Origin of the sequence: Pseudomonas guariconensis, assembly GCF_015680235.1 — a bacterium.
Taxonomy (GTDB): domain Bacteria; phylum Pseudomonadota; class Gammaproteobacteria; order Pseudomonadales; family Pseudomonadaceae; genus Aquipseudomonas; species Aquipseudomonas guariconensis_A.
On the sequence record NZ_JADLJL010000010.1, the window covers coordinates 126,698 to 137,627 of the forward strand.

The 10,930-nt window shown below is 63.7% G+C and carries 12 protein-coding genes; all 12 read right to left on the reverse strand.

What is annotated here, in order from left to right:
* Positions 1-52 precede the first annotated feature (52 nt).
* The 12 genes from fliA to fliL all read right to left on the reverse strand — a co-directional run bounded on the left by fliA (position 53) and on the right by fliL (position 10,775).
* Complete coding sequence (fliA, locus tag IRZ56_RS10090; protein ID WP_196144816.1) at positions 53-793, reverse strand: RNA polymerase sigma factor FliA; 741 nt, start codon at positions 791-793, stop codon at positions 53-55.
* Positions 790-1,623 (reverse strand): flagellar synthesis regulator FleN, encoded by an 834-nt coding sequence (gene fleN / locus IRZ56_RS10095; RefSeq protein WP_196144817.1) that lies wholly within the window; start codon positions 1,621-1,623, stop codon positions 790-792. The genes fliA and fleN overlap by 4 nt, the downstream gene beginning before the upstream one ends.
* An 88-nt stretch (positions 1,624-1,711) precedes the next feature.
* Positions 1,712-3,022 carry a flagellar biosynthesis protein FlhF gene (gene flhF, locus IRZ56_RS10100; protein WP_196144818.1) on the reverse strand — a complete coding sequence of 437 codons (1,311 nt, stop codon included), beginning with the start codon at positions 3,020-3,022 and terminating at the stop codon, positions 1,712-1,714.
* A gap of 11 nt (positions 3,023-3,033) precedes the next feature.
* Positions 3,034-5,163 (reverse strand): flagellar biosynthesis protein FlhA, encoded by a 2,130-nt coding sequence (gene flhA / locus IRZ56_RS10105; protein WP_196144819.1) that lies wholly within the window; start codon positions 5,161-5,163, stop codon positions 3,034-3,036.
* Between the two features lie 190 nt (positions 5,164-5,353).
* Positions 5,354-6,496 (reverse strand): flagellar biosynthesis protein FlhB, encoded by a 1,143-nt coding sequence (flhB, locus tag IRZ56_RS10110; RefSeq protein ID WP_196144820.1) that lies wholly within the window; start codon positions 6,494-6,496, stop codon positions 5,354-5,356.
* Between the two features lie 2 nt (positions 6,497-6,498).
* Positions 6,499-7,275: a flagellar biosynthetic protein FliR gene (gene fliR / locus IRZ56_RS10115; protein WP_196144821.1), complete on the reverse strand. Its 777-nt coding sequence runs from the start codon at positions 7,273-7,275 to the stop codon at positions 6,499-6,501.
* Positions 7,276-7,282: 7 nt separating this feature from the next.
* Entirely contained in the window at positions 7,283-7,552 is a 270-nt protein-coding gene (gene fliQ / locus IRZ56_RS10120) for a flagellar biosynthesis protein FliQ (RefSeq protein ID WP_196144822.1), read from the reverse strand.
* A 21-nt stretch (positions 7,553-7,573) separates the two neighbouring features.
* Entirely contained in the window at positions 7,574-8,341 is a 768-nt protein-coding gene (gene fliP / locus IRZ56_RS10125; protein WP_196144823.1) for a flagellar type III secretion system pore protein FliP, read from the reverse strand.
* On the reverse strand, positions 8,341-8,775 hold the full coding sequence (gene fliO, locus IRZ56_RS10130; RefSeq protein WP_196144829.1) for a flagellar biosynthetic protein FliO: 435 nt from the start codon (positions 8,773-8,775) through the stop codon (positions 8,341-8,343). Before fliO ends, fliP begins: the two co-directional genes overlap by 1 nt.
* Positions 8,776-8,787: 12 nt before the next feature.
* Positions 8,788-9,252, reverse strand: coding sequence for a flagellar motor switch protein FliN (gene fliN, locus IRZ56_RS10135; protein WP_196144824.1), 465 nt, complete (start codon positions 9,250-9,252; stop codon positions 8,788-8,790).
* 47 nt (positions 9,253-9,299) lie between these two features.
* Entirely contained in the window at positions 9,300-10,268 is a 969-nt protein-coding gene (fliM, locus tag IRZ56_RS10140) for a flagellar motor switch protein FliM (protein ID WP_084858225.1), read from the reverse strand.
* A gap of 9 nt (positions 10,269-10,277) precedes the next feature.
* Entirely contained in the window at positions 10,278-10,775 is a 498-nt protein-coding gene (gene fliL / locus IRZ56_RS10145; RefSeq protein ID WP_196144825.1) for a flagellar basal body-associated protein FliL, read from the reverse strand.
* Between the last annotated feature and the right edge of the window lie 155 nt (positions 10,776-10,930).

Below are 10,930 nucleotides of genomic sequence, written 5' to 3' on the forward strand. Positions count from 1 at the left end.
CGCGCATTCAATCAATTCGGTACAACGTACAACGACTGCGGCGAACCCTGGCTCAACGCGCGCGCCATTCTCCCAGGCGGCTGCGCAGGCGCGCCGCGCACTGGCTATGCAGCTGGCTGACGCGCGACTCGCTGACCCCAAGCACCTCACCGATTTCCTTGAGGTTCAGCTCCTCGTCGTAGTACAGCGCCAGGACCAGGCGTTCGCGCTCCGGCAGGTTGGCGATCGCCTCGGCCAGGGCGGCCTGGAAGCGCTCGTCCTCCAGGTCCCGCGCCGGCTCCTGCTGACCGCTGGCGCCATCCTCGTGCAGCCCTTCGTGTTCGCCGTCCTGCAACAGGTCGTCGAAGCTGAACAGGCGACTGCCCAGGGTGTCGTTCAAGATCCCGTAATAATCATCGAGACTCAATTGGAGTTCGGCAGCAACTTCATGATCTTTAGCGTCACGACCGGTTCTGGCTTCAACGGCACGGATCGCATCGCTGACCATGCGGGTATTGCGGTGCACCGAACGCGGCGCCCAATCCCCCTTGCGCACCTCGTCGAGCATGGCGCCACGGATGCGGATGCCGGCGTAGGTCTCGAAGCTGGCGCCCTTGCTGGCGTCGTACTTGTTGGCCACTTCCAGCAGGCCGATCATGCCCGCCTGGATCAGGTCCTCGACCTGCACGTTGGCCGGCAAGCGTGCCAGCAGGTGATAGGCGATGCGCTTGACCAGCGGGGCATAACGCTCGACCAGTTCATACTGGGCATCGCGCGCCGCCCTGCTGTACATCTTGTAACCACTTGCATTCATAGTACCGGCCCTGCACTGGTGGGTTGCACCAGGCGCTCGACGAAGAACTCAAGGTGCCCGCGCGGGTTGGCAGGCAGCGGCCAGCTGTCGACCTTCTGCGCGATGGCCTTGAAGGCCAATGCACACTTGGACCGAGGGAAGGCCTCATAGACCGCCCGCTGCTTCTGCACCGCCTTGCGCACGCATTCGTCGTAAGGCACGGCACCAACGTATTGTAGGGCGACGTCCAGGAACCGATCCGTGACCTTGGTCAACTTGGCAAACAGGTTGCGCCCTTCCTGCGGGCTCTGCGCCATGTTGGCCAGAACGCGGAAGCGATTCATGCCGTAGTCGCGGTTGAGCAGCTTGATCAGGGCATAGGCATCGGTGATGGACGTAGGCTCGTCGCACACCACCAGCAGCACCTCCTGGGCGGCTCGGACGAAGCTGACCACCGAATCGCCGATCCCGGCGGCGGTGTCGATCACCAGCACGTCGAGGTTGTCGCCGATTTCGCTGAATGCCTGGATCAGGCCGGCATGCTGCGCCGGCGCCAGGTGCACCATGCTCTGGGTACCGGAGGCCGCCGGCACGATGCGTACGCCTGCCGGTCCCTGCAGCAGCACGTCGCGCAGTTCGCAACGCCCCTCGATGACATCGGCCAGGGTGCGCTTGGGCGAAAGGCCCAGCAATACGTCGACATTGGCCAGGCCCAGGTCGGCATCCAGCAGCATGACCCGCCGCCCCAGGTCAGCCAGGGCCAGGGACAGGTTAACTGAAACGTTGGTCTTGCCGACGCCGCCTTTGCCGCCGGTCACGGCGATCACCTGTACGGGATGCATGCTACCCATGTTTGTTCTTTACCTTGTCTCGGGGCCCAGGCCACACAAGGGGTCGAACAGCGCCCCTTTCGTGTAGGTACTTTGCGATGTCCATTCGTCAACCCGCACGTTTGCCAGGGTTGTGGTAGAGATCAGCGAACATGTCGGCCATTGCCTCCTCGCTGGGCTCGTCCTGCAACTGCACACTGACCGCGCGGCTGACCAACTGGTGCTTGCGCGGCAACTGCAGATCGTCAGGAATACGCGGCCCGTCGGTCAGATAGGCCACTGGCAATTCATGACTGATGGCAAGGCTCAGTACTTCACCGAGGCTGGCCGTTTCATCTAGCTTGGTCAGGATGCACCCGGCCAGGCCACAACGCTTGTAGCTGTGGTAGGCGGCGGTGAGCACCTGTTTCTGGCTGGTGGTCGCCAGCACCAGGTAGTTCCTGGCGGCGATGCCGCGCCCGGCGAGGGTCTCCAGCTGCATGCGCAGGGCCGGGTCGCTGGCCTGCAGGCCCGCGGTATCGATCAGCACTACACGCTTGCGCAGCAGCGGCTCCAGGGCCTGGGCCAGGGACTGGCCGGGGTCGACGTAGGTCACCGGCACATTGAGGATCCTGCCCAGGGTCTTGAGCTGCTCCTGGGCACCGATGCGGAAGCTGTCCATGCTCACCAGCGCCAGTTGCTGGGCGCCGTACTTGAGCACATAGCGCGCGGCGAGCTTGGCCAGGGTGGTGGTCTTGCCCATGCCGGCCGGGCCGACCATGGCGATCACCCCGCCCTCCTCGAGCGGCTCCACCTCGGGTACCTGGATCATCCGCGCCAGGTGCGCCAGGACCATGCGCCAAGCCTGGCGAGGCGCTTCGATCTCGCCGGTCAGTTCGAGCACTTCGCGGGCGATGGGGCCCGACAAACCGATGCGCTGCAGGCGGCGCCAAAGGTTGGCCTGCTGCGGCTTGTTGCCCTGCAGCTGGTTCCAGGCCAGGGATCCGAGCTGCACTTCGAGCAGTTCGCGCAGGCCCGAGAGCTCCGAGCGCATAGCATCGAACAGGCGCGGGTCGACCGGCGCGGGCGCAGGCGCGGCAGCCGGGACAGGCGCATCGACATGGGGCTCGACCAGCGGTTCGGAGGCGGTCAGCGAGAGGCCGGCAAACAATTGCCGGTTGCCCTCGTCGCCTTCGTGGCGGCTGCTCAGCTCGGCCTGTGCGGTGGCGATGCGCGACTGGGTCTTGCGCAGTTCGTCCTCGAGCTCGATGTTCGGCACACGCGGGGCCAGGGCGGACAGCTTGTAGTCCAGCGCGGCCGTCAACTCGACACCGCCGGCGATGCGCCGGTTGCCGATGATGGCGGCGTCGGCGCCCAGCTCATCCCGGACCAGCTTCATGGCCTGACGCATATCGGCGGCGAAAAAACGCTTAACTTGCATAACCCACTACCTCAGCCATTGGGGCCCACGGTGGCAACGATGGTGACTTGCTTGTTGTCAGGTATTTCCTGATACGCCAGAACATGCAAATTCGGTACAGCCAGGCGGCCGAATCGCGACAGCATGGCGCGGATCGGGCCGGCAACCAGGAGGATGGCCGGCAGGCCTTGCATTTCCTGGCGCTGAGCCGCCTCGATCAACGAGCGCTGCAGCTTCTCGGCCATGCTCGGCTCCAGGAGAACACCGTCTTCCTGGCCTTGCCCGGCCCTTTGTAGACTATTGAGCAAGATCTGTTCCAACCTTGGCTCCAAGGTAATCACAGGAAGCTCCGACTCAACGCCGACAATGCTTTGCACGATGGCGCGACACAATCCGACGCGCACTGCCGCGACCAGCGCGGCGGTATCTTGACTCTTGCCCGCATTGTTGGCGATCGCCTCGGCGATACTGCGGATGTCACGTACCGGAACCTGCTCGGACAGCAACGCCTGCAGGACCTTGAGCAAGCCCGACAAGGAAATGACACCCGGCACCAGTTCTTCAGCAAGTTTAGGCGAACCCTTGGCCAGCACCTGCAACAATTGCTGGACCTCTTCATGGCCGATCAGTTCATGGCAATGCTTCTGCAGGATCTGGTTGAGGTGGGTAGCCACCACGGTACTGGCATCGACCACTGTGTAGCCCAACGACTGCGCCTGGGCGCGCTGACCGACATCGATCCACACGGCCTCCAGGCCGAACGCCGGGTCGCGCGCGGCGATGCCGTTGAGCGTGCCGAACACTTGGCCGGGGTTGATGGCCAGCTCGCGGTCCGGATAGATCTCGGCTTCGGCGAGGATCACCCCCATCAGCGTCAGGCGGTAAGCACTGGGCTGCAAGTCGAGGTTGTCGCGGATGTGCACGGTAGGCATGAGGAAACCCAGGTCCTGGGACAGTTTCTTGCGCACGCCCTTGATCCGCGCCAGCAACTGCCCGCCCTGGTTGCGATCGACCAGCGGGATCAGGCGATAGCCTACTTCCAGGCCGATCATGTCGATGGGCGTCACGTCATCCCAGCCCAGCTCCTTGGTTTCCAACGCGCGCTGCGGCGAGGGCAGCAGGTCCTGCTGGCGCTGCGCTTCTTCCTGGGCCTTGAGCTTGGCCTGCTGCTGTTTGCGCCAGACCAGGTAGGCGCCACCGGCGGCCAACCCGCCAAGGCCGAGGAAGGCGACGTGGGGCATGCCCGGGACCAGGCCCATGACGATCATCAGTGCAGCCGAAACCGCCAGGGCTTTGGGCGAGTCGAACATCTGCCGATTGATCAGCTTGCCCATGTCCTCGGAACTGGAGGCACGGGTGACCATGATCGCGGCAGCGGTGGACAGCAGCAGTGATGGCAGCTGCGCCACCAAACCGTCACCGATGGTCAGCAGCGCATACACCTTGCCGGCCTCGCCTGCGGGCATGCCATGCTGCAGCATGCCGATGAGCATGCCGCCGATCAGGTTGATGAACAGGATCAACAGGCCGGCGATGGCGTCGCCACGCACGAACTTGCTGGCGCCGTCCATGGAGCCGTAGAACTCGGCTTCCTGGGCGACCTCGGCGCGGCGGGCCTTGGCCTGCCCCTGGTCGATCAGGCCGGCGTTGAGGTCGGCATCGATGGCCATCTGCTTGCCGGGCATGGCGTCGAGGGTAAAGCGCGCACTGACCTCGGAGATACGGCCGGCACCCTTGGTCACCACGACGAAGTTGATGATCATCAAAATGGCGAAGACCACGGCACCAACGACGTAGTTACCGCCGATCACCACCTCACCGAAGGCCTGGATCACCTTGCCCGCGGCCTGGTGACCTTCGTGGCCATGGAGCATGACCACGCGCGTGGAGGCGACGTTCAGCGCCAGGCGCAGCAGCGTGGCCACCAGCAGGATGGTGGGGAACGCGGCGAAGTCCAGCGGGCGCAAGGCGTAGACGCACACCAGCAGGACGACGATCGACAGGGCGATGTTGAAGGTGAAGAAGACGTCGAGCAGGAACGGAGGGATGGGCAACATCATCATTGCCATCATCACCAACAGCAACAGCGGCACGCCGATGTTGCCCCGACCGAGGCCGGCCAGGTTGTTTCGGGCGCTGTTGATGAGCTGGGTGCGATCCACCGGGAGTCCTCTATGAAGCAAAACTTTGACGCAATTGGACGGTTTGGCGGTGGCTTTGCAAGAAGCCTTCCAACTTTGGATTGAAGGCAGTTGAGATTCGTCTTGAAATAATCGGCGCCAATGAAATCCAGCGCCGCGCGGGCGGCGCTGGACGGCGCTGACGCCCTACCGCCCTATACCCTGCCGCCCCTCAGCTATCCCGCCGCAAATCAGGCGGAATCGGCAAATCAGGCTTGAGCGGTTCCGGCGCCTTGCCCTTGCCCGCCCGGTACTGGCGAATCTGGAACACATAGGCCAGCACCTGCGCCACCGCCAAGTACAGCCCCGCCGGAATCTCCTGCTCGAGCTCCGTGGAGTAGTAGATCGCCCGCGCCAAGGCCGGCGACTCGAGAATCTGCACCTTATGCTCGACGCCGATCTCGCGGATCTTCAGGGCAATGAAGTCGGTCCCCTTGGCCAGCAGCAACGGCGCCGCCCCGCCCTTCTCCGGGTCGTACTTCAGTGCCACGGCATAATGGGTGGGGTTGGTGATGATCACATCGGCATCCGGTACCGCGGCCATCATCCGGCGCTGCGACACCTCCCGCTGCAATTGGCGGATGCGCTGCTTGACCTCAGGTTTGCCCTCCGAGTCCTTGTACTCGTCGCGGACTTCCTGCTTGGTCATCTTCAGCTTCTTGTGCGTCTGCCACAGCTGGAACGGCACATCCACCGCAGCGATCAGCAACAAACCGGCCGCCATCCACAACGCACTCCAGCCCACCACCTGGGCACTGTGGATGATGGCCTGCTCCATCGGTTCGTTGGCGATTGCCAGCAGCGCCTGGCGGTCATTGGCCAGCACCAGCAGGGCCACCACGAGAATCACGAAGAACTTGGCCAGAGCCTTGAGTAACTCGGTCAACGAGTTCATCGAGAACATGCGCTTGACCCCCGACAACGGGTTCATGCGGCTGAACTTCGGCTGCAACAGGCTCCCGGAGAACAGGAACCCGCCCAGGGCAACCGGTGCGAGGAGAGCAATCACGAACAACAGGATCAAGACCGGCTGCACCGCCCAGATCGCCATCTTGCCAGAGGTGAGCAGGAACACGCCCATGGCGCTTTCATCCACCAGCACTTCGCGGGGCAGGCTGAAGTTCAGGCGCATCAGGTCCAGCAACGTCTCCCCGAGGTAGCCACCGAACGCCAACAAACCGCCAGCGCCCGCCAGGGTCACCGCCACGGTGTTGAGCTCCTTGGAACGGGCGATCTCACCTTTTTCGCGCGCATCGCGCTTGCGTTTGTCGGTGGGTTCTTCTGTCTTGTCCTGACCGCTTTCGCTCTCTGCCATGATCAGCGCGCCCGTGCCAGTTCACGCAGCCATTGCAGCGCTTCGCTGGCCAATGCCTGGTAATGGGAAAGTACATCGGCAAGGCCGACCCAGAAGATGCCCATGCCCAGCACCAAGGTCAGCGGGAAGCCGATGGAGAAGATGTTCAGTTGCGGTGCCGCCCGGGTCATCACGCCGAAGGCGATGTTGACCACCAAAAGCGCCGTGATCGCCGGCAGGATCAGCAACAGCCCGGCGCCGAACACCCAACCCAGGCGCCCGGCCATTTCCCAGAAATGATTGACCACCAGGGCGTTGCCCACCGGCAAGGTGGTGAAGCTTTCGGTCAGCACCTCGAACACCACCAGGTGGCCATTCATCACCAGGAACAGAATGCTCACCAGCATGGTCATGAACTGGCTGACTACCGCCACGTTGACCCCGTTGGCCGGGTCGACCATGGACGCGAAGGCCATGCCCATTTGCACCGCGATGATCTGCCCGGCCACGACGAAGGCCTGGAACAACAACTGCAACGCAAAGCCGAACAACGCACCGACGATGATCTGCTCCCCACACAGCAGCACGCCGCGCAGGCTTAACGGGTCGATCTCGGGCAACGGCGGCAACCCCGGAACGATCACCACCGTGATCGCCAGGGCCACGTACAGGCGAATGCGCATCGGCAGCATGCGCGTACCGAAGATCGGCATGGTCATCAGCACGGCAGCCACCCTGAACAGCGGCAGGATGAAGGTGGCGACCCAGGTGCCGATCTGCGTGTCGGTCAGCTCCAGCATGAAGGCCTCAACCGATCAGTTGCGGAATACTGGTGTACAGGCCGATGAAGTACTCCATGAACTTCTGCACCAGCCAAGGCCCGGCGACGATCAGCGTCACCAGCATCACCAGCAGGCGCGGCAGGAAGCTCAGGGTCTGCTCGTTGATCTGCGTGGCGGCCTGGAACATCGCCACCACCAGGCCGACCAACAGGCTCGGCACCACCAGCACCGCGACCATCAGGGTGGTCAGCCAGAGGGCGTCGCGAAACAGGTCTACGGCCACTTCAGGTGTCATGCAAGGCTCTCCTTGACGGCGTCACACGCCACCGAAACTGCCGGCCAGGGTGCCCATGATCAGCGCCCAACCATCGACCAGGACGAACAGCATGATCTTGAACGGCAGCGAGATGATCAGCGGCGACAGCATCATCATACCCATGGCCATCAGCACGCTGGCGACCACCATGTCGATGATCAGGAACGGAATGAAGATCATGAAGCCGATCTGGAATGCGGTCTTGAGCTCCGAGGTGACGAAAGCTGGCACCAGGATGGTCAGCGGCGCCTGGTCGGGGCTGGCGATGTCGGTGCGCTTGGACAGGCGCATGAACAGGTCCAGGTCGCTTTGCCGGGTCTGCGCCAGCATGAAGTCCTTCAACGGCCCCTGGGCCTTGTCGATGGCCTGCTGGGCAGTGAGCTGTTCGTTCAGGTAGGGCTGCAGGGCATCCTGGTTCACCCGGTCGAACACCGGGGCCATGATGAACAGCGTCAGGAACAACGCCATCCCGGTGAGCACTTGGTTGGAGGGTGTCTGCTGCAGGCCCAGGGCCTGACGCAGGATGGAAAAGACGATGATGATCCGAGTGAAGCTGGTCATCAGGATGACGAACGCCGGGATGAAGCTCAGCGCCGTCATGATCAGCAGGATCTGCAGGCTGACCGAATACTCCTGCTGCCCGTCCGGGCCGCTGGACAGGGTGATGGCCGGCACCGACAACGGGTCGGCGGCCACCGCCAACGGCGCAGCCAGCAGCAGCGCGATCGGCAACAAAGTGCTCAACAGGATGCGCAGAGCGCCACTCATCACGTCTTGTCCTTCTGGTCCTTGCCCATCAGCTCGAGCAGCCGCTGGGCGAACTCCGGCGTGGCCGGGCGGGCACTGGCGGGCACCTCCACCGGTTCTGCCAGCACATGCAACGCCTCGATGCTGCCGGGGGTATGGCCGATGAGAATCTGTTCCTTGCCCACTTGCACCAGAAGCAGACGGTCACGCGGGCCGATGGCGCGGCTGCCGACGATATCGATCACTTGGGTGCCGCGCGGCGTCGCGCCCTGCATACGGCGCAATAGCCAGGCGAGGAAGAAGATCAGGCCGACCACCAACAGCAGGCCGAAGACCATCTGCGCCAGTTGCCCACCGAGGCTGCCAGGGCTGGCCAGCGTCGGCGCGGCAGGCTGGGCTGCCGCGATCACCGCCTCGCTGGCCAACAAGGTACCGAGGGCCGTCAGGCCCCGCATCGCGCCTTTCACTCAGCGCAGCTTCTTGATGCGTTCGCTAGGGCTGATCACGTCGGTCAGGCGGATGCCGAACTTTTCGTTGACCACCACCACTTCGCCGTGAGCGATCAGGGTGCCGTTGACCAGCACGTCCAGCGGCTCGCCGGCCAGGCGGTCGAGCTCGATCACCGAACCCTGGTTGAGCTGCAGCAGGTTACGGATGCTGATCTCGGTGCTGCCCACTTCCATGGAGATATTCACCGGGATGTCCAGGATCACGTCCAGGTTCGGCCCTTCGAGGCTGACGTTGTCGCTGGGCCGCGGGGAGCTGGCGAATTCTTCCATGGGCAGGCGGCCAGCGCCTGGCTTGCCGTTGTCGGCCGCCAGCAGCGCATCGATGTCGGCCTGGCCGGCGTCGCCGGTCTCCTGCAGGGCAGCAGCCCACTCATCGGCCAGGGCCTGTTCCTCCGGGGAGGTGATCTCGTTTTCGTTAGCCATGATGTCCTCGACAGGCATTCAATTCGGAATTAGCGACCGGCACGCCGTCAGCGGCGTTCGATCGGGTCGATGATCTGCAGCGACAAGGTGCCCTTGTGCGAGCCCAGGCGCGCCTTGAACGACGGCACACCGTTGGCCCGCAGCACCAGGTGCTCGGGCAGCTCGACCGGGATCACGTCGCCGGGCTGCATGTGCAGGATGTCGCGCAACTTCAGCTGGCGACGGGCCACGGTGGCCGACAGCGGTACGCTGACGTCCAGCACGTCCTCGCGCAGGGCCTTGACCCAACGCTCGTCCTGGTCGTCCAGGTCGGACTGGAAGCCCGCGTCGAGCATCTCGCGCACCGGCTCGATCATCGAGTACGGCATGGTCACGTGCAGGTCACCGCCTCCGCCGTCAAGCTCGATGTGGAAGGTCGACACCACCACCGCCTCGCTGGGGCCGACGATGTTGGCCATGGCCGGGTTGACCTCGGAGTTCATGTACTCGAAGTTGACCGGCATGATCGCCTGCCAGGCTTCCTTGAGGTCGACGAAGCACTGATCCAGGACCATGCGCACCACGCGCAGCTCGGTCGGGGTGAACTCGCGCCCCTCGATCTTGGCGTGACGCCCGTCGCCGCCGAAGAAGTTGTCCACCAGCTTGAACACCAGCTTGGCGTCGAGGATGAACAACGCAGTGCCGCGCAGGGGCTTGATCTTGACCAGGTTCAGGCTGGTCGGCACATACAGCGAATGCACGTATTCGCCGAACTTCATCACCTGCACGCCACCGACCGCCACGTCGGCGGAGCGACGCAGCAGGTTGAACATGCTGATGCGGGTGTAGCGGGCGAAGCGCTCGTTGATCATCTCCAGGGTCGGCATGCGTCCGCGGACGATCCGGTCCTGGCTGGTCAGGTCGTAGCTCTTGACGCCGCCGGGTTCGCTGGCGCTTTCGGTTTGTACCAGCCCATCGTCGACGCCATGCAAAAGGGCGTCGATTTCATCTTGGGACAGCAGGTCCTGCACGGCCATCTGGGGCTCCTACTGCAATACGAAATTGGTGAATAGCAACTGGTCGATGACCGGCTTGCCGACTTCCTTCTGTGCCACTTCCTGGACCACCGCGGTGGCCTTCTGGCGCAGCATCTCCTGGCCCACCGAGCTGGCGGCCAGGGTGTCGAAGCCTTGACCGGAGAACATCATCACCAGGTTGTTGCGAATGACCGGCATGTGCACCTTGAGGGCATCCAGGTCGGCCTGGTTGCGGCCCTGCAGGGTGATGCTCACCTGCATGTAGCGCTGGCGGCCGTTCTGGTTGAAGTTGACCACGAAGGCCGGGGCCAGGGGCTCGTAGATCGCCGCTGGCTTGGCGTTGGCCTGGGCGGGATCGGCCTCGGGGGCCGACTCGCTCTTGTGCATGACGAACCAGGTGGCGCCCACGGAGAGGCCGACCGCCAGGAGCAGGGCCAGCACCAACAGCAGGATCAGCTTGAGTTTGCCTTTTGTGGCGGGGTCTTTGACTGCTTCGCTTTTCGCCATGCCAATAATCCGTCGTCCATCGGGGTTTCAAGGGAGGATGACGGGGTTGAGCAAGTGTTATGCCAGATTCGAGCGATGAGCTGCCTGGGCCGACGCAATCGCGGGACAAGCCCGCTCCAACAGGCGCTTAAAATCCTGTGGGAGCGGGCTTGTCC

Bases quoted from the DNA above. Each gene is read 5' to 3' on its own strand.
- fliA (WP_196144816.1), bottom strand. From the start codon at position 793: ATGAATGCAAGTGGTTACAAGATGTACAGCAGGGCGGCGCGCGATGCC.
- fleN (WP_196144817.1), bottom strand. From the start codon at position 1,623: ATGGGTAGCATGCATCCCGTACAGGTGATCGCCGTGACCGGCGGCAAA.
- flhF (WP_196144818.1), bottom strand. From the start codon at position 3,022: ATGCAAGTTAAGCGTTTTTTCGCCGCCGATATGCGTCAGGCCATGAAG.
- flhB (WP_196144820.1), bottom strand. From the start codon at position 6,496: ATGGCAGAGAGCGAAAGCGGTCAGGACAAGACAGAAGAACCCACCGAC.
- fliR (WP_196144821.1), bottom strand. From the start codon at position 7,275: ATGCTGGAGCTGACCGACACGCAGATCGGCACCTGGGTCGCCACCTTC.
- fliQ (WP_196144822.1), bottom strand. From the start codon at position 7,552: ATGACACCTGAAGTGGCCGTAGACCTGTTTCGCGACGCCCTCTGGCTG.
- fliP (WP_196144823.1), bottom strand. From the start codon at position 8,341: ATGAGTGGCGCTCTGCGCATCCTGTTGAGCACTTTGTTGCCGATCGCG.
- fliO (WP_196144829.1), bottom strand. From the start codon at position 8,775: ATGCGGGGCCTGACGGCCCTCGGTACCTTGTTGGCCAGCGAGGCGGTG.
- fliN (WP_196144824.1), bottom strand. From the start codon at position 9,252: ATGGCTAACGAAAACGAGATCACCTCCCCGGAGGAACAGGCCCTGGCC.
- fliM (WP_084858225.1), bottom strand. From the start codon at position 10,268: ATGGCCGTGCAGGACCTGCTGTCCCAAGATGAAATCGACGCCCTTTTG.
- fliL (WP_196144825.1), bottom strand. From the start codon at position 10,775: ATGGCGAAAAGCGAAGCAGTCAAAGACCCCGCCACAAAAGGCAAACTC.